Source organism: Dietzia sp. (assembly GCF_036741115.1).
Taxonomy (GTDB): domain Bacteria; phylum Actinomycetota; class Actinomycetes; order Mycobacteriales; family Mycobacteriaceae; genus Dietzia.
Window position 1 is genome coordinate 1 of the sequence record NZ_DAINST010000043.1, and the last position, 25,698, is coordinate 25,698.

Below are 25,698 nucleotides of genomic sequence, written 5' to 3' on the forward strand. Positions count from 1 at the left end.
GTGGACGAAGGTCACGGGGGAGGGGCGGCGCGAGTTCGAGGTGACAGGAGTGCGGGTCCGCGCGGCGGGCGAGCACGGGCCTCGAGTGCTCCCGGCCGCCGCGGTGATCGGCGCGCACGATATCCAGCACCTCGAGGAACGGCTGCTTCGGCCCGAATGGCGCACATATCCGCAGAAGTACTGGGACGCGAAGGTCCCAGGCCCCGGCGCGCTCCTGCTACTCCTCGGCGTCGAGGGGGAGCTGCCGCAGCTGCGGCACCACAACCTACTGTTTTCCGAGGATTGGGCGGGCGCATTCGACGCGATCTTCGGCGATGCGCCCCACGTGCCCGACCCAGCATCGCTCTACATCTGTAAGCCCTCGGCTACCGACTCCTCTGTGGCCCCCGCCGGGCACGAGAATCTCTTCGTGCTCGTACCGGTCCCCGCGGACGTCGACGACACAGGCGGGCACGTGGTCGACCCCGGCGCGCTCGGCTACGGGGACGGCGATCCCGACGACGCCGACGACCCCGCGCAGGCGGCCGCCGATCGCGTCATCGCGCAGATCGCCGAGTGGACCGGAATCGGCGATCTCGCGGAGCGGATCGTCGAGCGCCGCGTGATCACGCCCGGCGATTTCGCCGAGGACCTCTACGCCTGGAGAGGCACCGCCCTCGGACAGGCGCACACGCTGCGGCAGAGCGCGATGTTCCGCACGAAGAACCGCTCGCGCCGGGTGGAAGGGCTGTACTACGCGGGCTCGTCGACGCTGCCGGGGATCGGGCTGCCCATGTGCCTCATCTCCGCCGAGCTCGCGGCCGACGCCGTCTCCGCCTCGCTCGGGCACCCGGGGGGCGGCCCGCGGTAGCCGGGACGTTCCCGCTATCGAGGCCGGCGGCGAGACGGAAATCCGGCCATGACGGCGGACCGCGAGGAAACCGGGACCTGCGCCGTCAGCCACACCTTCCGGAAACCCGAAATACGGGTTTGCCTGGGGATTTGGTGTAGATATCGGGGGCAATGTAATCTACTCTAGGCCTTAACGCGGGGCTCTAAGCCGCGCGTTCGACCGGCCCCCTTAGCTCAGTCGGCAGAGCGTTTCCATGGTAAGGAAAAGGTCGACGGTTCGATTCCGTCAGGGGGCTCGCATCTTCTTCGTCACCTCTCGTGCTCGCCGCAGCGCCGAGGGCGCGGCGGGGCAAGGGCACGGCGGTGTAGCTCAGTGGTAGAGCAAACGACTCATAATCGTTGTGTCGCCGGTTCGATCCCGGCCATCGCTACGCACGAAGGCAAAACCCCCGAACACCGGTTCCCCGGAGTTCGGGGGTTTTGCGTTTTCCGTGTGGGGTCGGCGGGTTTCGGGACCCCACGCGCGGGTGTCATTGCGGCCGCGCGACCACGGCTGTGGCCTCGGCTGGGGGCGCGGCCACGTTGTCGTGACTACGGGCTCTCGAGTCCCGGGATCGGCGTGTCCTCGGGGTCGCGTCGCTGGCCCTGCACGCCCGCTGCATGGATGCCTGTGGCCTGGACGCCCGGGCTCGCGACCGCGCCCGCCGCGGAGCCGGCGGAGGTATTCGAGATCCCGCGGGTCAGCCGTTTGGGGAGCCTTCCTACGAGCTCGCCCACCGGGGTCACCGACGCGTTGAGGGCAACTGCCGCCTCGTGGAGCTGCTCGACGGTGACCCGGAGCTGCTCGATGTTCGGCGCCAGCGTGCTGATCGACTCGGAAAGCTCGGAGATCTGGTCGAGCGCGCCGCCGGGGGAGAGGGCGCGCTCGACGGGGCCGTCGGCGCCGAACGCCGTTTCGAGGAGGCCACCCTCCTCGACGGCGCGGTCGAGGATCCCGCCCTCCGCGGCGATCTTGTCGAGCAGGCCGCCCGGCTCAGCCACCGCGGCGAGGAAGCCCTCGTCGCCGAGCAGCCGCTCGAGTGCGCCGTCGGCGCGGGTGAGCGAATCGATCACGCCGCCCTCGCCGGTGAGCCTCTCGAGGATGCCCTCGCTCTCGGTGAACTGGTCGACCACGCCGCCCGGGCGAGTGAGCCGCGCAAGCGGGCCGTCGGGATCGGTGAGCCGCATGAGGATCCCGTCCTCGGCTGCGGCCTGGTCGACGAGCCCGCCGGGCTCGGTGAGCCGCTCGAGCAGCCCGTCCCGCGCCGTCAATCGGTCGACCACACCACCGGGGCGGAGCAGTCGCTCGGCCGGGCCACCGGCGGCGAGGAAGCGGCCGAGTGGACGGTCCTCCTCGAGCAGCTCGGCGGCGGCGTGGAGGAGGCCGAGGGGCGTGGCGCGACGCTCGCCGACATCGATGCCGACGATGCCGCCGACCTCGGTCATGACGTTGTCCACGGCGACGCGCGAAAGCGACACCGACGCTTCGGTGATCGCGAGCGCGTTGACAGTTGCGGAGTACGCGACCCGCGCGGGGACGGTGGCGATGCCCGCGAGATTGCCCAGGAGACTCATGCGACAAGTGTAGAAAGCGGCCCTCGGTATTCGGGCGGGAACCGCCGCGACGGCGGGTAGGTTGGCGGACATGGCAGAAGTAGAAGAACAGCGCGACACCGCGCAGGGCCCCGGCAGCGCTCCGGCCGCGGGCGGTGCTTCGGGCGCAGCCGGAGCATCCGGCGCCGAACTCGTCGGCCTGTCCGTGGCCGCCGAGGACCTCGAGATCACCGAGCAGATGGCACGGGACATGGCCGCGGCCACCGGCGTAGACCCCGATTCCGGCGAGCTGCCGCACACCATCGCCGCGCCGCTCACCGCAGGCGTCCAAGACGCGCTCATCGGCGACCCGCGCCTCGCGATCGACCTCTCCCGCACGATGCACACCGAGCAGAAGATCGAGGTCGCCGCGCCGCTGCAGGTGGGCGGCACCTACTCGGCCACCGCCACCGTCGACACCGTCCGCGACGCGGCCGGCGGCAGAATCATCGCCTTCTCTACCGAAGTGCGCGACCGTGCCGGCGGAATCGTCCAGACACTCCGCACCTCGTTGCTCACACCGCAGCCCGAGGAAACCGACACATCAGGGGAGGCCGACCGCCCATGACCGCACCTACCGGCGAATTCGCCCCCCGCACCATCGAACTCACCCGGGACGACCTCATCGCCTACGCGCGCGCCTCGGGCGATTCCAACCCGATCCACCTCGACGACGAGGCTGCCCGCGCGCTCGGCCTCGAGGGGGTCATCGCACACGGGATGCTCACGTGGGCGCGGGTCCTGGCGGAGGTCGGCGACTGGGCCGGTTCCCAGGACGCCATCGTCCGCAGCGACGTCCGTTTCGCCCGTCCCGTTCCCGTTCCCGCAGACGAGCCCGCCGTGATCGAACTGTCCGCTCGCGTCAAGGATCCCGATCCGGCTACCGGCCTCGTCACGCTCATGCTCAACGCACAGGTCGACGGCGCCAAGATCTACGGGAAGGCCGCCGTCACGGTCCGCCCGCGCGGCGATTCGGACGCAGGCTCCTCGGAAGAGAACCAGGCATGACGGCGGACCGCGCGGCCACAGCCGGTTCCGCCCCGGAGGCGCGTGTCGCCTCTGGTTGGGGAGGCCCGGGCTGGTTGTGTAGAGTGGACCATCGCGTGCCCCGTCCTCGGGTGAGGCCGCAAAGGGGCGTGGCTCAATTGGCAGAGCAGCGGTCTCCAAAACCGCAGGTTGCAGGTTCGAGTCCTGTCGCCCCTGCCACGTGCCCGGGAATTTCCCGGGTGGACGAAGAGAAGTACAACAGCCGGAGGTTTTCCGCGTGAGTGACGATCGCGACGACGCCGCCAAGGGCGGCGCGGACGATGCCCGGAAGGGCGCGGGCGATACCTCCGCCGTGCCCACCGGTAAGGCCGGCCGCGGCAACGTCGCCGTGCGCCGCGTGCGTTCGGATGCGGACGATGCCGAGGACACCCGTGGCAAGCGGGTCGGTCCCATCACCTACGTCGGGCAGGTCGGATCCGAGCTGCGGAAGGTCATCTGGCCGACCCGCTCGCAGATGGTCACCTATACCGCAGTCGTCTTCATCTTCCTCATCTTCATGACCGCCCTGGTGTCCGGCGTCGATTTCGGCATGGGCAAGGCCGTGGAGTGGGCTTTCGCGCGGTAGGTTCCGCGCCCGCCGATGGGTAAGCTCGTCGGCACGTCAACGATTGTGAGATGCCCCGGGGCCGTCGCTCCGGTGCCGACCGGGTCCGGGCGAAGCCGGACCGGTCTTCGGGTGGCCGGCCCAGAAGGCGCCGCCCCCGCAGCCAATGGAAGGAACTTTTCGTGAGCGAGTCCGATAACACCGTCGACGCGGCGGCCGCAGAGGCCGCAGAGGCCGATGTCGAGCAGTTCGATTCGACCGCCACGGAGACCACCGTGCCCGCGGCCGATTCCGTCCCCACCGACCCGGAGGGCGACAGCGCCGAGGTCGAGAACGAGGCGTCCGAGACAGAGGCCGAAGCCGAGGAGGAGCTCAGCCCCGCCCTCGCCCTCGCGAAGTTCAAGCGCGAGCTCAAGCGCCTCCCGGGCGACTGGTACGTGATCCACACGTATGCCGGCTACGAGAATAAGGTCAAGCAGAATCTCGAGACCCGTGCGGTGACCCTCGACGTGGAGGACAACGTCCACCAGATCGAGGTGCCCACCGAGGAGTACACCGAGATCAAGAACGGCGAGAAGAAGAAGTCCACGCGCAAGGTCCTCCCGGGCTACGTGCTCGTGCGCCTCGATCTCGACGATCAGACCTGGAACGTCGTCCGCAACACCCCGGGTGTCACCGGGTTCGTCGGCGCGACCTCGAACCCGACCCCGCTCTCGCTCTCCGAGGTCGCGAAGTTCCTCATGCCCAAGGTGGAGGAGCCGCAGGCCGCGAAGGGCGAGTCCGGTGGGCTCGGCGAGGCCGCCGCGGCCCAGGAGGTCGTGGAGTTCGAGGTCGGCGAGTCGGTCACCGTCCAGGACGGCCCTTTCGCCACCCTGCCGGCGTCGATCTCCGAGGTCGATACGGACAGCCGCAAGCTCAAGGTGCTCGTCTCCATCTTCGGCCGCGAGACCCCGGTCGAGCTCGGCTTCAACCAGGTCGAGAAGCTCTAACGCCTCTTCGCTCCCGATTAGGGAGAAACGCAGCTCTGGCGTAGAGTTGTCCGAGTTGTTCAGCGGTTACCGCCTCTTTTGGCGTGCCCGCAACACGCGTGTACAGCGCGTGCCGTCAACGGAAGAAATCAGGAAGATATGCCTCCCAAGAAGAAGAAGGTCTCTGGCCTTATCAAGCTGCAGATCCAGGCAGGCGCCGCGAACCCCGCGCCGCCCGTCGGCCCGGCACTCGGTGCCCATGGCGTCAACATCATGGAGTTCTGCAAGGCCTACAACGCCGCCACCGAGAACCAGCGCGGCAACGTCATCCCCGTCGAGATCACGGTCTACGAGGACCGCTCGTTCGACTTCAAGCTCAAGACGCCGCCGGCCGCCAAGCTGCTGCTCAAGGCCGCTGGGGTCCAGAAGGGCTCGGGCACGCCGCACACCTCGAAGGTCGGCAAGGTCTCCATGGATCAGGTCAAGGAAATCGCCCAGACCAAGATGGAAGACCTCAACGCCAACGACGTCGACGCGGCCGCGAAGATCGTCGCCGGCACCGCGCGCTCGATGGGCATCACCGTCGAGTAGATGCCGGCCGGCCACGTCAACCGTGGCCTCCGTCGTCATCCACCTGTAAGAACGTAATGGTGGGAGGGCAGCTCAGGCCCGAACCACCAACCACCACCCCGCGGCAGGGCCGCGGGCGAAGGATTGGACATCACATGAGCAAGAACAGCAAGGCCTACACGGCAGCTGCCGAAAAGGTCGACCGCGACAAGCTGTACACGCCTCTGGAGGCCATGGAACTGGCCAAGGAAACCTCCTCGACCAACACGGATTCCACCGTCGAGGTCGCCATGCGTCTTGGCGTCGACTCCCGCAAGGCCGATCAGATGGTCCGCGGCACCGTGAATCTTCCGCACGGCACCGGTAAGACCGCTCGCGTCATCGTGTTCGCCGCAGGCGAGAAGGCCACCGAGGCCCTCGCCGCCGGCGCGGACGAGGTCGGCGCCGAGGATCTGATCGAGAAGATCCAGGGCGGTTGGCTCGAGTTCGATGCCGCTATCGCCACCCCGGACCAGATGGCCAAGGTCGGCCGCGTCGCCCGCGTGCTCGGCCCGCGTGGCCTCATGCCGAACCCGAAGACCGGCACGGTCACCATGGACGTCACCAAGGCCGTCAACGACATCAAGGGCGGCAAGGTCAACTTCCGAACGGACAAGGCGAACAACCTCCACCTCATCGTGGGCAAGGCCTCCTTCTCCGCCAAGGCGCTCACCGAGAACTACGCCGCCGTGATGGACGAGATCATGCGTCTCAAGCCGTCCGCCGCGAAGGGCCGCTACATCAAGAAGATCTCGGTGTCGACCACGTTCGGCCCGGGCATCCCGGTCGACTACACGATCACCTCGAAGATCGGCTCCGGCGACGAGGCCGCCGCCGAGTAGTAGTCCTCCGGAGCTCGCTCCGCGAAACCCCGCCCCGCGCACACGCGGGGCGGGGTTTTCTGTATTCGGAACGTAGCGCCGAGTGCAGGGGCGAGGGAAGCGACTCGGGTCGTGGCGCAGGTATCGGTGCGGGCCCGTCCTCAGAACGGCACGCGCAGCGCGAGCGCGTGGCTGCGGACCTCGGCGACGAAGCCGTCGACCCGCCCCACGGTGTCTCCGTCGATCTGGAGCGCGGCGGGGGAGTCGGCGACGCGCACCTCGATCCGCCGGCCCTGATCGTGGACGAGCGTCTGCGCATCCGCCCGCCGCTCGCGGACACGCCGGCGGTGCTCGGTGAGCATGCTGCTGCGGGGCAGCTCGAAGCCGGTCCAGCGGCGCCAATATTCGCGGCGCGCCTCGCGGCGGGAGTCGGCGAGCTCGGCCCAGCGACGCGCCGGCGGGACGCCCATGCGCGCGAGCAGCGTGTTCTGGACGAGCACGGCGTAGGCGAGTCGCAGCCAGCCGGCCACGCCCTTGGGGCGCAGCGCAACGACGTCGAACAGCCCGTCGTTGAGCAGCGCGCCGGGCATGAGCACCATCCCGCCCTGCAGCACGCCGCAGTTGCCTACGAGCACCGTGCGCGCGTGGGTGTCGCGCGGCTCCGGATCGTCATCGATGAGGTAGCTCGCGCGGATCCGGTGTCCCGTAAAAACGCTGCGGGTAAAGGTCGAGGCGTAGGCGACCCAGCCCACCTGCTTCTTGAGCCGGTCGTCGGTCCCGTCGATCATCTCGGCGTCCATGCCCACGCCGAGCATCACGAGGAAGACCTCGGTGCGCTCGGACCCCTCTTCGGTAAAGGTCACTCGGCCCATGTCGATCGAGCGGATCGCGCCGCTCATCGCCACGGCGACTGCCGTCTCCACCGAATCGATGGGGATTTCCAGGTTGCGGGCGAGGAGGTTGCCCGTGCCGAGCGGCACGATCCCCATGGCTACGCCCGAGTTCTCGATGCCGCCGGCGACCGCGCGGATCGTTCCGTCGCCACCCGCGGCGATGACGAGGCGCGCGCCCCCGGCAACGGCCTCCCGCGCCATCGACGTGCCGGGCTCCTCTACGGTGGTCTCGAACCACTCGGACGGCCCCCAGCCGTGCAGAGCCTCGCGCTCGGCGACGATCCGCTCGAGGGTCGCACGCTTCACCTTCACGGGGTTGTAGACCACCGCCGCGTGCGCCCGCTCCCGCGCCCCCCGCGCAGACGTGCCACCTGCCGCGCCACCCGCTCGGTCCTCGCCCTTAATCACTCCACCACCGTACCGTGCTGCTCTTACTCCGCCCTGGTTCGGATTTGGGTATGACGGCGGACTCCGCTAGTCTCGTTGACGAACTTCTGATCGACCCTCGTCGTTCTTCGCTCCGGCGGAGATCGCCCCGGGTCGGATGATCAAGTTTCACCAAAGACCGTTGGTTATGCGCTTCCCATTCGCGTGGGGAGGGCATTGAAGGCCCGGGGACACCCGGCGGCCCACGCAGGCGATACGAAGGTCAGCAGAACACAGCAGGTCGTGCCGTGTGCGCGTCCCGCCCCCTCTGCGCCCCGTGCCTCCTGTGCCGGGGCGTTCGTCGTTTCCGGGTCGACGACAATCGAGAGGAAGGAGGCGAAATGGCAAAGCCCGAAAAGGTCTCCGCAGTGGCGGAGCTCAAGGAGCGGTTCGAGAAGTCGAACGCGGCACTCGTCACCGAGTACCGTGGTCTCTCCGTGCCGCAGATCACCCAGCTCCGTAAGGACCTCGGCGATTCGGCGGAGTACTCCGTCGCGAAGAACACCCTGGTCAAGCGCGCAGCCGCTGAGGCGAACGTCGAGGGAATCGACGATCTTCTCTCCGGCCCGACCGCCATCGCGTTCGTCGAAGGCGAAGCCGTCGACGCCGCCAAGGCGCTCAAGGCGTTTGCGAAGGACAACAAGGAGCTCGTCATCAAGGGCGGCATCATGGACGGCAACCCGCTGTCCGTTGCCGAGATCGAGGCGATCGCCGAGCTCGAATCCCGTGAGGTGCTCCTCGCCAAGATGGCCGGCGCTCTCAAGGGCGGCCAGACCAAGGCCGCGGGGCTCTTCAACGCTCCCGCGTCCCAGCTGGCCCGTCTCTTCGGCGCACTGCAGGAGAAGAAGCCGGCCGCCTAGAGCGCGCCACGCTTCGACACACACGCTTTACATCCAGAACCCCATCCGGGAGTATCCCGGGATTACAGAAAGGACATTCGTCATGGCGAAGCTTTCCAACGACGAGCTGCTCGACGCCTTCAAGGAGATGACCCTCCTGGAGCTCTCCGAGTTCGTCAAGATCTTCGAGGAGACCTTCGACGTCTCCGCCGCGGCCCCCGTCGCCGTCGCCGCTGCTGGCGCCCCGGCTGCCGGTGGCGCCGAGGCCGCCGCCGAGCAGGACGAGTTCGACGTCGTCCTCGAGTCGGGTGGCGACAAGAAGATCGGCGTGATCAAGGTCGTCCGCGAGCTCGTCTCCGGCCTGGGCCTCAAGGAGGCCAAGGACCTCGTCGAGTCCGCCCCGAAGCCGATCCTCGAGAAGGTCGACAAGGAGGCCGCCGAGGCCGCCAAGACCAAGCTCGAAGAGGCCGGCGCCAAGGTCACCGTCAAGTAGTTCGTCACCCTTCGCGGCGCGCGTGCGCGCGCCGGCGGGAGACAAACACTGCTTCGAACCCCGCCTCCCGCATCTCGCGGGAGGCGGGGTTCGTCATTTCGGCGGACGCCGCCGCGTGTAGGTTGTTCTCAGGTAATCGAACACACCGGATCCCGGGCGTCTGGGCCGTCGGCGCACGTAGAGTGCGCGCGGCAGCGCCCGAAGAAGGGCGACACGAGGGGCGGCGATGGCCGGAAAGTTGAAGTTCTCGGCAGGAGTGGGCGCTGCGCTCGTCGCGTTCGGCGCGACCTGGGGGATCGTCGTCTCGCCCTCCACCGAGAAGCTGCCCCTCGACGCCTCGTGGCAGACGGCCGCCGACGGCACGGGCACAGTCCTCGACATGGGCTCCCTCGATGGCGCGGACAAGCTGCGCGTGGACGAGGACGTCCCGCTGCGGGAGGTCCAGCAGGTCCTCTCCGTCGAGCCCGGGGACGGGGACACGCTCACCGCTCAGGTCGGCTCGACCCTCTCCCGGGCCGGAGCGGCCGGGGGAGGGGAATCCGGCGGCCAGAAGCACGATGCTGGCGAGAAACGGGGCGGCGGCGAGGACGACACGGCCGATCTCGTGCGCGCGAGCGTCCAGCGCATCACCATGAGCCGGGAGACGGCCGAGGGCACCGAGGACGCGGCCAATTCCGCCCTCCAGACCCAGCCGGAGACGCCCTCGATCCCGGTGCGCGTCGAGGGGCTCAGCGTCACTTTCCCGAAGAACGCCCAGAAGAGCGACTACCAGTACTACGACCCGACCGCGCGCCGCGCGGCCCCGATGGTTTTCTCCGGGGAGGACGAGATCGACGGCACCGGGGTCTACTCCTATAGACAGTCCATCGACGACCTCGACATGGGCGAGGTCGATCCCTCGACAGGACACGTGAGCGTAGCCCGCTCCGCGCTCCCCGAGAGCGCCCCGAAGCGCATCCGTGACGGCGAGGGAGACGTTCGCCTTGAGCGCTTCTACTCCGTTGATCGGACCGTCGACGTCGAGCCGGACTCCGGTCGAGTAGTGCGGATCACTACCGATGTTCACGAGTATTTCGGCGAGCGGGTAGGCGAGGAGGCCGTCCCCGTGCTCGACGCGAAAACCGCTACCACGGACGCCTCGGCCGCGGCGGTCCTCGAACAGGCGCGTTCGGAGAACGAATCCTCCAGATGGAAGGCCGACATCGTGCCGTGGGCGGCCGGGATTCTAGGCGCAGTGGTCCTCGTCGCTTCCCTGGGGGTGGGATTCCTGAGTGATCGGCGTAAATAGTGTGAGAAAAGCGCCCCCTCCTCTATAGTGATTGGGGCCACACGCTGCAGAAAAGCTCATATGCAGGGTAAACGCCGCGCCGGATGAGGCGGGAAGAAGTCGTTTTCGGCATCAGATTGCCGAGAACGGCCAGGAAAGAACGATTTACGGAGGACTAGTGGGCGTAGAAGTTGCCGTCAATGGATTGACCAAGTCCTTCGGCTCACAAAAGATCTGGGAAGACGTCACGTTCACGCTTCCCGAGGGCGAGGTCAGTGCACTTCTCGGGCCGTCGGGTACCGGTAAGTCCGTCTTCCTCAAGTCCCTCATCGGCCTGCTCCGCCCCGAGCAGGGTTCCATCGACATCGGCGGCACAGACATCCTCCAGTGCACCGCCAAGGAGCTCTACGAGGTCCGCAAGCTCTTCGGCGTCCTCTTCCAGGACGGCGCGCTCTTCGGTTCGATGAACATCTACGACAACGTCGCGTTCCCGCTCCGTGAGCACACGCGCAAGTCGGAGTCCGAGATCCGCAAGATCGTCATGGAGAAGCTCGAGCTCACCGGCCTCATGGGCGCGGAGGGCAAGCTCCCCGGCGAGATCTCCGGCGGTATGCGCAAGCGCGCGGGCCTCGCCCGTGCCCTCGTCCTCGATCCGCAGATCCTCCTTGTCGACGAGCCGGACTCGGGCCTCGACCCGGTGCGCACCACGTATCTCGCCAACACGCTCATCGACATCAACGCGCAGATCGACGCGACGATCCTCATCGTCACGCACAACATCAACCTCGCGCGTACGGTCCCCGACAACCTCGGGATGCTCTACCGCAAGCGCCTCGTCATGTTCGGCCCGCGAGAGGTGCTCCTCACCTCCGAGGAGGGGGCGATCCGCCAGTTCCTCCGCGGCTCGAAGATCGGCCCGATCGGCATGTCCGAGGAGAAGGACGACGCGCAGATGCGCGAGGAGATGGCGCAGGCGGCGGCCGGACACAACGACGGCGCGCCGGGCGAGGACGAGCTCCAGGGCGTTCCCCCGCAGATGCAGCCGACCCCGGGATCCCCCGTTCGCCAGGGCGAGATCCGCCGCGAACAGCGAGTCCGGGAACTCCTCGACACCCTGCCGCAGAACGCGCAGGACGCCATCCGCGAGGAGTGGGCGGCTCGCGGGATCGACGAGCACCAGGGCCCGGGGGCCGGGAACGCCGGTGCGGCGCCCGCTGCGGCCGTGGCATCGTCCGCCGCCGGCGGCCCACAGAGAACCTCTGCGGTCGACGACCACTACGGGTCCTCCGAGTAGAGCCGAAGAACAAGCCAGGAACTACATGAGCACTCCACAAGCCACCGGCCCCGCGGCCGGTGTGAGTTCCCCTGAGAAGGGGACGAAGAATAAGCGCCTCAAGGCGCCGAAGGACACGTCGGCAAGCGGCGTGTCCGTCGCAGGCGTCGGCGGCTGGTTTTCTGGCGCATTCGCCGAGGCCGGCAAGATGTTCCGGCTCTTCCTCGAGGTCATCCGCGGGGTTTTTAAGCGGCCGTTCCAGTTCCGCGAGTTCATCGAGCAGTCGTGGTTCATCGCCTCGGTCACGATCCTCCCGTCGGCGCTCGTCGCGATCCCCTTCGGCGCGGTCGTCGCCATGCAGACCGGTTCGCTCATCAAGCAGCTCGGCGCCGAGGCGTTCACCGGCGCTACCGGCGTCCTCGCGATTGTTCAGCAGGGCGCGCCGCTCGTCACCTCACTACTCATCGCCGGCGCCGCCGGCTCGGCGGTCGCCGCCGATCTCGGCGCGCGCACCATCCGCGAGGAGATCGACGCGATGCGGGTGCTCGGCATCGACCCGATCCATCGCCTCGTCGTCCCCCGAGTGCTCGGGATGATGATCGTCGCTGTCCTCCTCAACGGCCTCGTCTGCATCGTCGGCATCGCCGGCGGCTTCGTGTTCAACATCCTGCTGCAAGGCGGTACGCCGGGCGCGTACCTCATGTCGTTCGCGGCTCTCGCGCAGCTTCCCGACCTCGTCATGGCCTCGATCAAGGCGCTCGTCTTCGGCCTCATCGCCGGCGTCGTCGCCTCGTACACGGGTATGAACCCCAAGGGCGGCCCCAAGGGCGTCGGAGATGCGGTCAACCTCGGCGTGGTGTTGACCTTCCTCCTGCTCTTCTTTGCCAACATCATTCTCACGGCGGTGTATCTCCAGATCGTCCCGCCGAAGGGCTCATAGGGCGGGGCGCGATATGACTATTTCGACTTCGATCAGCCCACGGCGCGCTCGCCTGCGGAAGCTTTGGCAGAAGCCGCTCGAAAGCATCGACACACTGGGCGACCAGCTCGCCTTCCACATGCGCTCGATCGCCTCGATCCCGCAGGCGGTCATCGGCTTCCGGCACGAGGTATTCCGGCTCATCGCCGAGGTCACGTTCGGCGTGGGCGTGCTCGCCGTTCTCGGCGGCACCATCGGCGTCATCCTCATGATGACGGGCTTCACCGGCGTGGTCGTCGGTCTGCAGGGCAACGCGGCGCTCGACCAGATCGGCGCCTCGGTCCTCACCGGCTTCCTCTCCGCCTACGTCAACACTCGCGAGATCGCGCCGGTCGTTTCGGCGCTCGCGCTGTCGGCGACGGTCGGCTGCGGGTTCACCGCCCAGCTCGGCGCCATGCGCATCTCCGAGGAGATCGACGCGCTCGAGGTCATGGGTATCCCCTCGGTGCCCTACCTTGTGTCCACCCGAGTGGTCGCCGGCTTCATCGCCGTCATCCCGCTCTACACGGTCGGGCTCATGGCCTCGTACATCGCCACGAGACTGGTCAACACCTCGATCCAGGGGCAGTCGACCGGCGCGTTCGACCACTACTTCCACTTGTTCCTGCCACCGCAGGACGTGTTGTATTCGTTCCTCAAGGTGCTCATCTTCGCCTTCGCGCTCGTGATGATCCACTGCTTCTACGGCTACACCGCTAGCGGCGGACCCGCCGGCGTCGGCACGGCCGTCGGTCGCGCGGTCCGCACCGCGATCGTGGTCGTCACAATTCTCAACTTTTTCATCGGCCTCGCCATCTGGGGCACCACGACGAGCGTGAGGATCGCCGGATGACCCGCATGTCAGCGACGGCCCGTCGCCTGCTCGCCCTGCTGTTCGTCGTCATCGTCGTGGCGTTCGTCGCCGGGTCGATCGCGATGTACAACAAGGCCTTCACCAAGGTCCACAGGATCAGCCTCATCACCGACAACGTCGGCTACGCCCTGCCGAAGGACGCCGACGTCAAGGTGCGCGGGGTCAATATCGGCCGCGTGCTCGGTGTCCACCCCGACGGCAACGGGGTTCGTGTCGACCTCGCGCTGCAGCCGGACTACGTCGACCAGCTACCGAGCCAGACCACCGCGCGGCTCATCCCCAAGACCCTCTTCGGCGAGCGCTTCGTCGACCTCACCCTCCCGGATGGCGGCGGCTCGGGCACGCTCGACGACGTCGACACCATCGCGATGGACAAACGCGGCAACTCGGTCGAGCTCGACCGCGTGCTCGACGGCCTCCTTCCGGTGCTCCAGGCCGTTCCGCCGGAGGAGCTGGCCTCGACCCTGGGCGCGCTGCGCTATGCCCTCGAGGGCAACGGCGACAAGATCGGCGTCTCCCTCGAGAAGCTCGGCCAGGTCTTCGACGGGATCAACGAAGATCTCCCGGCCCTCGAGTCCGGGCTGCAGGACCTCGCGACGTTCTCACAGACCTACACGGAAGCGGTCCCGGACCTCATCAGCTCGCTCGACGCCCTGCGCACGACCTCGAACACGCTGGTGCAGCGCCAGGACGACATCCGCGAGTCGATCAGCTCGGTCTCCGGCTCCGCTTACGACCTCACTGGCTTCCTCGAGGTCAACAGGCCGCGGCTGATCAACGTCCTCGCCGATTCGCGGCAGACGCTCGACCTCCTCGCGCGCTACTCGCCGTCCCTCGGCTGCGCCGTGTCGAACTTCCAACAGGCGCTCGCGAAATCGGATCCCGTCCTCGGCGTCGGGACCGACCGCCCGGGCATCCGTGTAACCGTCGAGGTCGGCAATCCCCGCGGACGCTACGTCCCCAACCAGGACGAGCCGCGTGCCTTCGATAACCGAGGCCCGGTCTGCTACCAGCCGGCCGACCCCTCGAAGGGCGAGACCTTCCCGCAGTCGCCGGGCGGCGGACTCGCCGACGGCGCCTTCCAGCCGCCGTCACGCAACCCCGGCGACACGCACCTCGATGAGCTTCCCGACCCGCGGGCGAACGATCCGGCGGTCACGGGCATCCGCGCCCGCGGCTCGGTGCCCGACGCTCCCGGCCGCGCCGTGCCCGAGCAGCCCAACCGCCCACTTCCGCCCGGCATCGACGACAGGCAGATGGGCTACGAGGGTTCGCCGATCGAGACGGCGACAGTCCAGACCATCTACGGAGCAGCCCAGGGCACCACTGCCGAGGCCGTTCCCGATTGGGTCGCCGGCCTCGGCGCCCCGGCCTTGAGGGGAGCGGAGGTGTCCTTCCGATGAGCAAGAACCCATCCAACCGGAGCCTCATGGCTCCGCTCGTCAAGCTCGTGATCTTCGTCGTGATCACGTCGCTCCTCATTCTCATCCTCGCGAACACGATCCGCGGAAGCGGCAGTGGGGACGGCGACGAGTACAGCGCGATCTTCTCCGATGCCATGCAGGTGGAGAAGGGCGACGAGGTCCGTATCGCCGGCGTCGCCGTCGGCCGGATCACGGATGTCGAACTCCACGACAACGACCAGGCGAAGGTCTCCTTCGCGCTGTCGGGCCGGGACTCGATCCCGAAGAACACGCACGCGACGCTCAAGCTGCGCAACCTCATCGGCCAGCGCTACCTCGCGTTGACCCAGGAGCCCGGCACCCCGGCGTCGGGCGACCGTCTCGAGCCCGGCGGGGAGCTGCCGATCGAGCAGACCACGCCGGCGATCAACCTCACCGCGCTGTTCGACGGCTTCCGGCCGTTGTTCACCACTCTGCAGCCCGAGGACGTCAACAAGCTCGCGACCTCTCTGGTCAAGGTCCTCCAGGGCGAAGGCGGCACGATCAACCAGCTTGTCGGCGACATCGGCTCGCTCACGAACACCCTCGCCGACCGGGACAAGATCATCGGCGAGGTCATCGACAACCTCACCCAGGTACTCGACACGATCAACGGCCGCGAGGACCAGTTCGACCAGCTGGTCACGAATACCTCGGCTCTCGTCGACGGGCTCGCTCAGGACAAGACGGCCATCGGGGACTCGCTAGATTCCCTCGCCGATCTCACCTCGGTGTCGGAGAACGTTGTGCAGAACACCCGCCCGGAGGTCACTGACTCGCTCACGGCGCTCAACAAGGTCGCCTCGGGCATCAACGACAACAAGGGCACGCTCGAGGACGTCCTCCAGTCCATGCCGGTCACGACGGAAAAGCTCGTCCGCGCCGGCTCCTTCGGCTCGTGGTTCCAGTTCTACCTCTGCGGCATCGACATCAAGTTGCAGCCGGGCTCGGCGCCGAACATCGGCCAGCTGCCGTTCGCTGCGCCGACTCTCAACCAGCCGATCTACACGAACGACGCGCCGCGGTGTACCGCCGAAGGCATGAAGGCCCAACAGGCACAGGGAGGGGGACAGTGATGATGGCCGAGAAGAAACCGAAAAACCCGGGCGGCACGACCGACAAGGCCGCGCCGAAGCCGAAGAAGCGCAGGGGCAAGAAGGCCGGCACGTACCGGATCCCCAACGCCGTGCTCGGCGTCATCGGCATCGCCACGATTCTCGTGCTCACCTTCGTCAGTTCGATCTTCGACACTCTCCCGGTCGTGGGCGCCGGTCCGAAGTACTCGGCGTACTTCTCCGAGGCTGCGGGGCTGACCTCTGACGACGAGGTCCGGGTCGCCGGCGTCAAGGTCGGCAAAGTGAGCGACGTCGCGCTCGAGGGCGACAAGGTCAAGGTCTCGTTTCGCGCGAAGGACGCCTTCTTCGGCGACGACACGCGCGCCTCGATCCAGATCAAGTCCGTGCTGGGGCAGAAGTACCTCGCGCTCGAGCCCGCGGGCACGGAGAAGCTCTCCGCCGACGACACGATCCCGCTCGACAGGACCACCTCGCCCTACGACGTCGTCACGGCGTTCAGCCAGGCGACCGAGGTGCTCGAGGGAGTCGACGACGACAAGCTCCGCGATTCCCTCAACGTCCTGTCCGAGTCCATGGACCTCGCCCCGGACCAGTTCCGCACGGCGATCGACGGAGTCTCGCGCCTGTCGAACACCATCTCCAGCCGGGACGACGAGTTGCGGCGCCTCCTCCAGGCGACCAAGGAATCCTCGCGGATCGTCGCGGAGCGGAACGAGGAGTTCCGCAAGCTCATCGACGGCACCGGCCAGCTCCTCACGGAGCTCAACAACCGAGACGACTCGATCAAGCTCATCCTCGCCTCGTCGATCGGGCTCTCGCAGGAGCTTCGCAAGCTCGTCGCCGACAACGAGGCGCAGTTCGGGCCGACCCTCGACAACCTCGACAAGGCCCTCGGGATCCTCACCGATCACGAGCAGGATCTGCGCAAGTCCATCGACCAGCTCGGGCCGTTCTACAAGGTCTATTCCAACGTGCTCGGCACCGGCCGTTGGTTCGATACCGTGGTCACCAACCTGCTCCCCCCGGGCGCTCCCGAGATCCCCGGTATTAGAGCTCCGATGCAGCAGCCGATGGGGGGTTGATGAGCATGAAGATCCTGCACAAGAAGATCCCGGTGTGGATCGTCGCGATCGTGGTCATCATCGTCGTGGCCGTCGCCGCGCTCGTCTACACCCAGTGGTCCCGCGCGGGCCGCACGGACATCACCGCGTACTTCGACAACTCCGTCGGTGTCTCCGCGGGGACGGACGTGAGGATCCTCGGCGTCAAGGCGGGCAGCGTCGACGAGGTCACGCCGAAGGGCGATGTCGTCGAGGTCAAGATGCACGTCAACCGCGGCGTCGACGTTCCCGCCGACGCGAAGGCGGCCCAGGTCACCCCGTCGGTCATCCCCGACCGCTACGTTCAGCTCCTACCGGCGTACTCGGACGGCCCGAAGATGGAGTCCGGCGCCGTCATCGAGCGGGAGAACACCTCGACGCCAGTAGAGGTCGACCGTCTCTACAAGTCGCTGGAGGATCTCACCACGTCGCTCGGCCCCGACGGGGCGAACTCGGACGGCTCGCTCAACCGCGTCATCGAGTCTTCGGCGAAGACGCTCGGCGGCAATGGCCGAGCGATCGGCGACTCGATCGACCAGCTCTCCAAGGCCGCCACGGCGCTCTCGGATTCGCGCGAGGACTTCGCGGGGACGGTCACCAACCTGCAGAGCTTCGTCACGATGCTCGCCCAGAACGACCAGCAGGTACGCACTTTCAACGACCAGCTCGCGACCTTCAACAAGACGGTCGCGAACCAGAGGGAGAACCTGCAGCTCGCGCTGCACGAGGTCTCCCTCGCGCTCGCGGACGTCGCCCGCCTCGTCCGCAACAACCAGGACGTGATCCAGCGGAACTCCGGAAAGCTCGCGACCCTGTCGGGTGTCACGGCGGACAAGACGCGCCAGCTTCAGGATATTCTCACCCAGGCGCCGAACGCGCTCACCAACCTCATCGAGGCGTACGACTCCGAGTCGGGCACGCTGCAGATGCGGTTGGTCCTGCCCGAGACGCAGAGCCCGGCAAGTGCGATCTGCAAGATGATGGACCTCTCGCGGCTCTCGCCCGGTAACCCCGCCTTCAAGGGGCTCACCGACCAGGCGGGCATCCAGGAGTGCGAGAACCAGATCACCGATCGCAACGAGGCTCTCAAGAACGCCGTCCCGCACCTGCCGCTCGGCGTGCTGCAGGGTGAGCTCGCCCAGTCGACTCCGGCCCCCGGGACCCAGCAGGGCACGCCGGGTTACAACAACGCCCCCGAGTCGGAGAGGAACCCGCGATGAGAAATCGAGTGAGGGCCGCCCTCGGAGGTATTGCGTTCGTCTCCGTCATGGGTATGACGGCCGGCTGCGCGACCAGCGTCGAGGACATCCCGCTACCCGGTGGCGCCGATGTCGGATCGAACCCGATGCACCTGTCGGTCGAGTTCGACGACGTCCTCGACCTGGTGCGCCAGGGCAGCGTCAAGGTCAATGGCCTGCCTGCCGGGCGGGTAGAGAACATCGGGCTCACCGATGACGGCTGGCACGCGAAGGTCGACATCACGGTCCGCTCGGACGTCGACCTTCCGTCCAACGCGGTGGCGTCGATCCAACAGACCAACATCCTCGGCGAGAAGTTCATCGAGCTCTCCTCGCCAGACGGCGCCGCGCCGCAGGGCAAGCTCGCGGATGGCGACGACATCCCGCTGGACAGGACTCGCACGGCGACGAATATCGAGCAGGTGCTCGGCGCGCTGTCGCTCCTGCTCAACGGCGGCGGGCTCAGCCAGCTCCAGTCGATCGTCGCCGAGCTCAACCAGATGACCAACGGGCGCGAGGACCAGCTCAAGACCACTCTCAACACCACGGCGGATCTCATCGCGAGCCTCAACCGGCAGCGCGATTCGATTGTCAAGGCGATCGACGGGGTCAACGAACTGTCCAAGAGGGCGAACGAGCAGACCCCGCAGATCGAGGCGGCGCTCGACGAGCTTCCAGCCGGCGTTCAGGTGCTCGACGAGCAGCGGCCGCAGCTCGTCGACATGCTCAACAAGCTCAACTCGCTCGGCGAGGTGGGCTCGGACGTCCTCCTCCGCTCGCGCGATGACCTCATCGCCGACCTCCGAGCGCTGCGCCCCGTGCTGCAGGAACTCGCCAACTTCACACCCGGGCTCATCGAGGTGACGAAGATCGTCCCGACCTTCCCGTTCCCCGATTCGTCCAACGACGCGACCGTGGGCTCTTCGACCAACGTCTTCCTCACGGTCGACGGCGACATCGCGAACACGCTGTCCAACCTCGGCGTGGGCAAGGGCGATCCCATAGAAGCGAACCCGCAGTACACCTCGGGCCCGTATTCCAACGACCCGAACAACCCGTGGACCAACGGCAACGGTCCGGACAAGCGGACGTCGATCCTGCTGCCCCTGCTCCCGGAGCCGGCGGTCATGCAGCGCGCGACCACTCCGGCGGAGACTCCGGGCCTCAGTCCCTTCTCGCCGACCATGGGCGGGCTCCTCGCCGATGCGGAAGGACACTAGACGATGAAGAAATCGATCCGCTACCAGCTCATCGCCTTCTGCCTCATCGCCGCGTTCGGCATCGTGTACGTGGGGGCCAACTATGTCCGTGTGCCTGCGATGATCGGGTATAACCAGTATCACGTGACCCTCGACATGCCCGATTCCGGCGGCATCTTCACCAACGCGGCCGTGACCTATCGCGGCAACGAGATCGGTCGGGTGGGGGACATGAAGCTCACGGAGGACGGGATCGCGGTGACCCTCGACCTCGACTCGGGCAAGACCCGCGTTCCGGCGAACACCCGCGCGGTGATCGCCAACCGTTCGGCGATCGGCGAGCAGTACGTCGATTTCCAGCCGCGCGATGACTCCGAGCCGTTCCTCGAGGACGGCGACCACGTCTCTGTCTCGCGGGAGGACCTTCCGGCCCGCGTGGAGAACCTGCTCTCCAATCTCGACGATTTCACGCGATCGATCCCCACGGACCCGCTCAAGGTCACGGTCGAGGAGCTCGGAGACGCGGTCCGCGATCGCGGACCGGAGCTTCGCAACCTCGCCGATTCGCTCATCGAGCTCTCTGATACGGGCATCGAGACCCTCCCGCAGCTCAAGCGACTCATCGAGGACGGCGCGGTCGTGCTCAACACGCAGGCCGAGCAGGCGCCGCAAGTCGTCTCGTTCAGCAAGGACCTCCGCACTGTCACCGAGGCGTTGCGCGATTCGGATTCGGACATCAATTCGCTCATCGGAACCTCCGACGAGTTCGCCGATGCCACGAGCCAGCTCGTGCGCCAGTCCGGGCCCGCTCTTACGGTGGCGACGGATCGCCTCGCGACCACGATGGCCGCAGTGGATCCGAAGGCCGGCGGACTCCGCGTGCTCCTCCAGCTGCTCCCCGCGCTCGCCGCGGGCGGGCTCACGGTGGTGCCGGGCGACAACACGATCCACTTTGGTCTCGTCCTCGAGCAGAACAACCCGCCGGCGTGTACGCAGGGCTACGAGGGGACCCAGGACATTATCAAGCAGCAGAAGGCCGCGAACCCTGACTTCGACTATCAGGAGCAGGATTTCCCGGTCAACTGGGACGCGTCCTGCAAGGTCCCGCAGGGTTCGATGACCAGCGTCCGCGGCAGCGGCAACGCCGATCTCGCCGACCCGACCGTCCCGCAGCCGTGGGACTCGAAGCCGAAGGTACAGCCGGATGTCCTCAACCTCTCGCCGGCCGCGCAGCAGCTCGCCGAGTGGCAGGGCATGGTCCCGCGCACGGGGCAGTAGCGGGGCGTAACACGGCCGCGCGAAGCGGCGGGCAGGGTCACGGTGTCCTGAGAGCACCGCGATTCGCGTCGCCCGCCGCTTTTCCCTGCCTTAGGGTGGTGCGGGCGTGTCGCCGCAAGAGACGCAGTATGACGGCGGACGCCGTGGACGAATACAGGCCGCTGATCCCGCGTTGGCGGTGCAAGGAGCAAAGTGAGCACGAACGAGGACAAGCCGGGCGAGAAGACGTCCGGAAAGACGCCAGGGGAGAAGCCCGAAAACCCCGAGGTCGCAGCAGAAGCGGCGACTGCGTCGGGTACCGAGTCGAGCTCGGAGACCGTTGCGAGAGAAAAGACCGAGGCTGCAGACAAAGCCAAGGCAGCAGGAACGGCCAAGAGCGCAGATAAAGCCGAGGCTGCGGGAAAAGACGAAGACGCGGAGGCGGATTCGGCGGCTGGCGAAGCGAACGCCGAGCCGAAGAAGAAGGGGCGCGCGCTGCCCTGGTTGGCTGCGGCGTCCGTCGTCATTCTCGCCGCGGGAATCGCCGGGGTGGTCTGGAAGGGCATCGAATACAGCCACGCCCGCCAAGAGCAGCACATGTCCGAAGTGCGTGATCAGGTCCTCGACGTGGCCTCGCAGGTGGTCATCAACTCGATGTCCTTTACCAGCGACACGGTGGAAGAGGACCAGCAGCGGCTCCGTGAGGACTCGACCGGCGCGTTCCTCGCGCAGCAGGACGAGTACGCGGACCAGATCAAGCAGAAGATCACCGAACAGAGCGCGACCACGAAGGCCGAGGTCTCGAACGCCGCGCTCACCGCGGTCGACGACGATCTGGGCACCGCGACGGTCGTGCTCATCTACACGGCGAGCTCCGAGCGCAAGGACATGCCCGGCGTTTCCGGGCGCCAGGCCGCGCGCGTCGAGCTCCAGCGGGAGGACGACCGTTGGAAGGTCGCCGATCTCGTGCCCGTGGGCGTACAGGTGCCGGTCGGCGATTCCTCGCAGTCCGTGCAGGAGCTCGACGGGGCCGAGTCCGGTGCGCAGGGATCGGGCGCCGACCAGGGGAGTGGCGCGAGCGCCGCTCCGAGCTCGGCGGCGAAGTCGAGCGGGGCGCCCGCATCATCCGCGGCGCCGACGTCCTCGAAGGCCCCGGCCTCGTCCACGGCGAAGAGCGGAGGGAACTAGAGATGGCCGCGAACAAGCCGGGCGGGTCCGAGGACCCGAAGGACCCGAAGAATACCGAGAAGGTCGAGAAGATCGAGAAGTCCGTGAGCGAGAAGTCGAGCGCATCGAAGGCCGAGTCGGCCGCCGAGGCGAAGCCTGCGGGCGAGAGGGCAGCGGACGCGAAGCCTGCCGAGGGCAAGGCAGCGGACGACAAGGTTATCGGAGACACTGCCACGAAGGCCGATAAGCCCGAGGCTGCCGTCGCAGAGCCCGAGAAGAAGGCCGATCGCGAAAAAGCGGAGCCGAAGGCAGACAAGGAAGCCGAGAAGGCCCGCCGCAAGGAAGCCAAGCGCGAGGCGAAGTCGCAGAAGAAGATCGCCGATGCCCAGCGCCGGCTCGACGCCGCCACCGCGAGCGCTGCAGCCGGCGACTCCGCCGAAGTCCGCGAGTCGAAGGCCGCGGCCAAGCCGGGCCGCCGGAAGCTCATCGGCGGGCTGTCCATCGCCGCGGCGATCATCGGAGTCGCGCTCCTCATCGCCGCGTTCGTGCTCCACACGAAGCCCGGGGTTGATTTCGACAACGAGGCCTTCGTCGACGACGAGGACACCACCGCGGTGGCCACCGCCGCGGCCGCGAACGCGAAGCAGCTCGTCTCGGTGGACTACGAGACGCTCGATCAGTACAAGGCCGCGATCCCCGACATCGTCACTCCGAACCTCGAGACCGAGCTCGACAAGAGCTGGGACCAGCTCGCCGATACGTACAAGCAGTCGAAGACCAAGGTCACCGCCGAGGTCCAGAACGCCGGAGTGAGCTACCTGCAGGGCGACCGTGCAGAGGTCCTCGTGGTGGAGAACGTTTCTGTCACCCAGGACGGGAAGGATGCCGGAGAGACCGTCGGCACGTACCTGCTCCAGCTGCAGAATGTCGACGGGACCTGGAAACTCTCCTCCATCCCGGACCTGCCGAGCTAGCCTCTGCATCTCCTCCCGGCCCCGGCGGCGCGACTTGCCGAAGAAAGGGCTTGACGAATCGCGCGTCACAGTTCACTCTTAACGTGTTCGTGACGCGCGATTCGTCGTCTCGGCCACTTTCCGCCTCGGCGGATCCCGCACGCGGTGCAGCACCACGCTCGGCGCTCGCCGCGGGATCGCCGCCCGGCTCCGGGTGCTCAGCCAGCCGCCCGTGGAGCGTGTGCGTATGGGAAGCGGAGCTGCGTCGGCATCGCGGAACTCGGACCGATTGCCACGGTTGGTTCGCCCTTTCGGGGGTATCCGGAGGCATCGTTCGCGAGCTATTTACACAGGCCAGGTCCATGGCTATAGTGGGTCGTTGCGCTGGCTTCATTTCGTCGTTTCCATTTCTTGAGCTCCGTGCTCGAGTTGCGGTGCCCCTCACCGGGCACCCGGCAAGGTTTCGCAGGTGTAGTCCTCGTCCGCTCGCTCGTCCCGCCGCCGGTCTCGGCCGGCCGCAGCAGGGGAGGAACGGACGATCGACCTGCAGAAATTGCCGTGGACTGCCTCATATAGCGGGGGTATGTGCGGCCCGTGAACGCCGGTTTTCTGCTCGCCGAAAACAACTAGCTGTGTCCGCAGGTCGCGGACACGTGAGGTGCTGGAAGGACCCATCTTGGCAGTCTCCCGCCAGACCAAGTCAGTCTCCACTGTTCCTGGGGCACCCAGGCGCGTATCGTTCGCGAAAATCAACGAACCCCTCCCCGTTCCGGGGCTCCTCGATCTCCAGACCGAGTCCTTCGAGTGGTTCATCGGTTCCGACCGCTGGGCCGAGGCCGCCGCCGCCCGCGGTGTCACCAACCTAGAGAGCGGCCTCGACGCCATTCTCACCGAGATCTCCCCGATCGAGGACTTCTCGGGCTCCCTCTCGCTCTCGTTCTCCGAGCCCTACTTCGAAGAGGTCAAGGCCTCGATCGATATGTGCAAGGAGAAGGACCTCACCTACGAGGCGCCGCTCTTCGTCACCGCCGAGTTCGAGAACACCGAGACGGGCGAGATCAAGTCCCAGACCGTGTTCATGGGCGATTTCCCGATGATGACCCCGAAGGGCACCTTCATCATCAACGGCACCGAGCGTGTCGTCGTCTCGCAACTCGTCCGTTCGCCGGGCGTCTACTTCGACCGCAGCCGCGACAAGTCCACGGAGCGCGACGTGCACTCCGTCAAGGTCATCCCGTCGCGCGGCGCGTGGCTGGAGTTCGACGTCGACAAGCGCGACACCGTCGGCGTGCGCATCGACCGCAAGCGCCGCCAGTCGGTCACGGTCTTCCTCAAGGCTCTTGGCTGGACCGAGTCCGAGATCAAGGAGCGCTTCGGCTTCTCCGAGATCATGATGTCCACGCTGGAGAAGGACAACGTCGAGGACACCGACGCCGCGCTCCTCGAGATCTACCGCAAGCTGCGCCCGGGCGAGCCGCCGACGCGCGACGCCGCGGTGGCCCTGCTCGACAACCTGTTCTTCAAGGACAAGCGTTACGACCTCGCGCGCGTCGGCCGCTACAAGGTCAACCGCAAGCTCGGTCTCCCGGATCCGGAGCTCGACGCCACCTCGACCCTCACACGCGAGGACATCGCCGCGACCATCGAGTACCTCGTGCGTCTCCACGCCGCCGAGTCCTCGATGCAGCTCGAGGGCGGCCGCGAGGTCCCCGTCGAGGTCGACGACATCGACCACTTCGGCAACCGTCGCCTGCGCACGGTCGGCGAGCTCATCCAGAACCAGGTCCGCGTCGGCCTGTCCCGCATGGAGCGCGTCGTCCGCGAGCGGATGACCACCCAGGACTCCGAGGCGATCACCCCGCAGTCCCTCATCAATATCCGGCCCATCACCGCGGCGCTCAAGGAGTTCTTCGGAACCTCGCAGCTCTCGCAGTTCATGGACCAGAACAACCCGCTCTCGGGCCTCACCCACAAGCGCCGCCTGTCGGCGCTGGGCCCGGGCGGTCTGTCGCGCGAGCGCGCGGGCCTCGAGGTCCGCGACGTCCACGCGTCGCACTACGGCCGCATGTGCCCGATCGAGACCCCTGAGGGCCCGAACATCGGCCTCATCGGCTCGCTCTCGGTGTACGCGCGGGTCAACCCCTTCGGCTTCATCGAGACCCCCTACCGTCGCGTCGTCGACGGCAAGGTCACCGACGATGTCGACTACCTCACCGCAGACGAAGAGGACCGCCACATCGTGGCGCAGGCGAACACGCCTCTCGACGCCGATGGCAACATCTCCACCGAGACCGTCCTCGTGCGCAAGAAGTACGGCGACGTCGAAGAGGTGCCGGTCTCCGAGGTCGGCTACATGGACGTCTCGCCCCGGCAGATGACCTCCGTCGCCACCGCGATGATCCCGTTCCTCGAGCACGACGACGCCAACCGCGCGCTCATGGGCGCGAACATGCAGCGTCAGGCCGTGCCGCTGGTGCGCAGCGAGTCCCCGCTCGTGGGCACGGGCATGGAGCTCCGCGCCGCCGTCGATGCCGGGGACGTCATCGTCAATGAGGCTGCCGGCGTGGTGGAGGAGGTCTCCGCCGACTACATCACCGTCATGGATGACGACGGCGGCCGCCAGACCTACCGCCTCAACAAGTTCGCGCGTTCCAACCAGGGAACCTGCTCGAACCAGAAGCCGATCGTGGACGAGGGCGACCGCGTCGAGGTCGGACAGGTGCTCGCCGATGGTCCCGCGACCGAGAACGGCGAGATGGCGCTGGGCAAGAACCTGCTCGTCGCCGTCATG

General features: G+C 67.3%; 24 protein-coding genes and 3 tRNA genes. 25 read left to right on the forward strand and 2 right to left on the reverse strand.

Annotated elements, in window-relative coordinates; genetic code table 11:
• The 3 genes from crtI to V7E05_RS08210 form a co-directional block, all read left to right on the forward strand.
• Window positions 1-850: phytoene desaturase family protein (crtI, locus tag V7E05_RS08200; protein WP_333619180.1), on the forward strand; the 850-nt coding region annotated here is incomplete at its 5' end.
• Between the two features lie 204 nt (window positions 851-1,054).
• Window positions 1,055-1,127, forward strand: a tRNA-Thr gene (locus tag V7E05_RS08205).
• Between the two features lie 63 nt (window positions 1,128-1,190).
• A tRNA-Met gene (locus V7E05_RS08210) sits at window positions 1,191-1,262 on the forward strand.
• Window positions 1,263-1,422: 160 nt separating this feature from the next.
• On the opposite strand, the gene V7E05_RS08215 is transcribed toward V7E05_RS08210, so the two are convergent.
• Window positions 1,423-2,445, reverse strand: a complete 1,023-nt coding sequence (locus tag V7E05_RS08215) for a hypothetical protein (RefSeq protein ID WP_333619181.1) — start codon at window positions 2,443-2,445, stop codon at window positions 1,423-1,425.
• A gap of 70 nt (window positions 2,446-2,515) precedes the next feature.
• On the opposite strand from V7E05_RS08215, the gene V7E05_RS08220 reads away from it, so the two are divergent.
• The 7 genes from V7E05_RS08220 to rplA all read left to right on the forward strand — a co-directional run bounded on the left by V7E05_RS08220 (window position 2,516) and on the right by rplA (window position 6,473).
• Window positions 2,516-3,031: an FAS1-like dehydratase domain-containing protein gene (locus tag V7E05_RS08220; protein WP_333619182.1), complete on the forward strand. Its 516-nt coding sequence runs from the start codon at window positions 2,516-2,518 to the stop codon at window positions 3,029-3,031.
• Window positions 3,028-3,471, forward strand: a complete 444-nt coding sequence (locus V7E05_RS08225; protein ID WP_333619183.1) for a MaoC/PaaZ C-terminal domain-containing protein — start codon at window positions 3,028-3,030, stop codon at window positions 3,469-3,471. Before V7E05_RS08220 ends, V7E05_RS08225 begins: the two co-directional genes overlap by 4 nt.
• Before the next feature lie 122 nt (window positions 3,472-3,593).
• Window positions 3,594-3,669: transfer RNA gene (locus V7E05_RS08230), tRNA-Trp, on the forward strand.
• Window positions 3,670-3,727: 58 nt separating this feature from the next.
• Complete coding sequence (secE, locus tag V7E05_RS08235) at window positions 3,728-4,075, forward strand: preprotein translocase subunit SecE (protein ID WP_333619184.1); 348 nt, start codon at window positions 3,728-3,730, stop codon at window positions 4,073-4,075.
• Between the two features lie 161 nt (window positions 4,076-4,236).
• Window positions 4,237-5,043 carry a transcription termination/antitermination protein NusG gene (gene nusG / locus V7E05_RS08240; protein ID WP_333619185.1) on the forward strand — a complete coding sequence of 269 codons (807 nt, stop codon included), beginning with the start codon at window positions 4,237-4,239 and terminating at the stop codon, window positions 5,041-5,043.
• A 138-nt stretch (window positions 5,044-5,181) separates the two neighbouring features.
• Window positions 5,182-5,613 carry a 50S ribosomal protein L11 gene (gene rplK, locus V7E05_RS08245; protein WP_333619186.1) on the forward strand — a complete coding sequence of 144 codons (432 nt, stop codon included), beginning with the start codon at window positions 5,182-5,184 and terminating at the stop codon, window positions 5,611-5,613.
• A gap of 134 nt (window positions 5,614-5,747) precedes the next feature.
• The gene (gene rplA, locus V7E05_RS08250; RefSeq protein WP_333619187.1) at window positions 5,748-6,473 is read left to right on the forward strand and encodes a 50S ribosomal protein L1; all 726 of its coding nucleotides are present in this window, start codon (window positions 5,748-5,750) and stop codon (window positions 6,471-6,473) included.
• A 140-nt stretch (window positions 6,474-6,613) separates the two neighbouring features.
• Here the strand turns inward: rplA and V7E05_RS08255 are convergent, their stop codons facing one another.
• Window positions 6,614-7,672 carry a diacylglycerol/lipid kinase family protein gene (locus tag V7E05_RS08255; protein ID WP_442891635.1) on the reverse strand — a complete coding sequence of 353 codons (1,059 nt, stop codon included), beginning with the start codon at window positions 7,670-7,672 and terminating at the stop codon, window positions 6,614-6,616.
• A 440-nt stretch (window positions 7,673-8,112) separates the two neighbouring features.
• On the opposite strand from V7E05_RS08255, the gene rplJ reads away from it, so the two are divergent.
• From rplJ to rpoB, 15 genes are all read left to right on the forward strand, one after another.
• The gene (gene rplJ, locus V7E05_RS08260) at window positions 8,113-8,631 is read left to right on the forward strand and encodes a 50S ribosomal protein L10 (RefSeq protein ID WP_333619189.1); all 519 of its coding nucleotides are present in this window, start codon (window positions 8,113-8,115) and stop codon (window positions 8,629-8,631) included.
• Window positions 8,632-8,713: 82 nt separating this feature from the next.
• On the forward strand, window positions 8,714-9,103 hold the full coding sequence (rplL, locus tag V7E05_RS08265) for a 50S ribosomal protein L7/L12 (RefSeq protein ID WP_333619190.1): 390 nt from the start codon (window positions 8,714-8,716) through the stop codon (window positions 9,101-9,103).
• A gap of 226 nt (window positions 9,104-9,329) precedes the next feature.
• A complete protein-coding gene (locus tag V7E05_RS08270; RefSeq protein ID WP_333619191.1) occupies window positions 9,330-10,391 on the forward strand; it encodes a DUF3068 domain-containing protein in 1,062 nt (353 codons plus the stop codon).
• 157 nt (window positions 10,392-10,548) lie between these two features.
• The gene (locus V7E05_RS08275; protein WP_333619192.1) at window positions 10,549-11,664 is read left to right on the forward strand and encodes an ABC transporter ATP-binding protein; all 1,116 of its coding nucleotides are present in this window, start codon (window positions 10,549-10,551) and stop codon (window positions 11,662-11,664) included.
• A 187-nt stretch (window positions 11,665-11,851) separates the two neighbouring features.
• Window positions 11,852-12,583, forward strand: a complete 732-nt coding sequence (locus V7E05_RS08280; protein WP_333619203.1) for an MlaE family ABC transporter permease — start codon at window positions 11,852-11,854, stop codon at window positions 12,581-12,583.
• Between the two features lie 13 nt (window positions 12,584-12,596).
• Window positions 12,597-13,454 carry an MlaE family ABC transporter permease gene (locus tag V7E05_RS08285; protein WP_333619193.1) on the forward strand — a complete coding sequence of 286 codons (858 nt, stop codon included), beginning with the start codon at window positions 12,597-12,599 and terminating at the stop codon, window positions 13,452-13,454.
• The gene (locus tag V7E05_RS08290) at window positions 13,451-14,878 is read left to right on the forward strand and encodes an MCE family protein (protein WP_333619194.1); all 1,428 of its coding nucleotides are present in this window, start codon (window positions 13,451-13,453) and stop codon (window positions 14,876-14,878) included. Before V7E05_RS08285 ends, V7E05_RS08290 begins: the two co-directional genes overlap by 4 nt.
• A complete protein-coding gene (locus V7E05_RS08295) occupies window positions 14,875-15,993 on the forward strand; it encodes an MlaD family protein (RefSeq protein ID WP_333619195.1) in 1,119 nt (372 codons plus the stop codon). The genes V7E05_RS08290 and V7E05_RS08295 overlap by 4 nt, the downstream gene beginning before the upstream one ends.
• Before the next feature lie 2 nt (window positions 15,994-15,995).
• Window positions 15,996-17,075 (forward strand): MCE family protein, encoded by a 1,080-nt coding sequence (locus V7E05_RS08300; RefSeq protein ID WP_333619196.1) that lies wholly within the window; start codon window positions 15,996-15,998, stop codon window positions 17,073-17,075.
• Window positions 17,075-18,313 (forward strand): MCE family protein, encoded by a 1,239-nt coding sequence (locus tag V7E05_RS08305; RefSeq protein WP_333619197.1) that lies wholly within the window; start codon window positions 17,075-17,077, stop codon window positions 18,311-18,313. Before V7E05_RS08300 ends, V7E05_RS08305 begins: the two co-directional genes overlap by 1 nt.
• Window positions 18,310-19,551: an MCE family protein gene (locus V7E05_RS08310; protein ID WP_333619198.1), complete on the forward strand. Its 1,242-nt coding sequence runs from the start codon at window positions 18,310-18,312 to the stop codon at window positions 19,549-19,551. Before V7E05_RS08305 ends, V7E05_RS08310 begins: the two co-directional genes overlap by 4 nt.
• Before the next feature lie 3 nt (window positions 19,552-19,554).
• A complete protein-coding gene (locus V7E05_RS08315; RefSeq protein ID WP_333619199.1) occupies window positions 19,555-20,808 on the forward strand; it encodes an MCE family protein in 1,254 nt (417 codons plus the stop codon).
• A 192-nt stretch (window positions 20,809-21,000) separates the two neighbouring features.
• The gene (locus V7E05_RS08320; RefSeq protein ID WP_333619200.1) at window positions 21,001-21,975 is read left to right on the forward strand and encodes a hypothetical protein; all 975 of its coding nucleotides are present in this window, start codon (window positions 21,001-21,003) and stop codon (window positions 21,973-21,975) included.
• A gap of 2 nt (window positions 21,976-21,977) precedes the next feature.
• The gene (locus V7E05_RS08325; RefSeq protein WP_333619201.1) at window positions 21,978-22,928 is read left to right on the forward strand and encodes a hypothetical protein; all 951 of its coding nucleotides are present in this window, start codon (window positions 21,978-21,980) and stop codon (window positions 22,926-22,928) included.
• Window positions 22,929-23,565: 637 nt separating this feature from the next.
• Window positions 23,566-25,698, forward strand: a 2,133-nt coding sequence (gene rpoB / locus V7E05_RS08330) for a DNA-directed RNA polymerase subunit beta (protein WP_333619202.1), incomplete at its 3' end; no start/stop codon positions are given.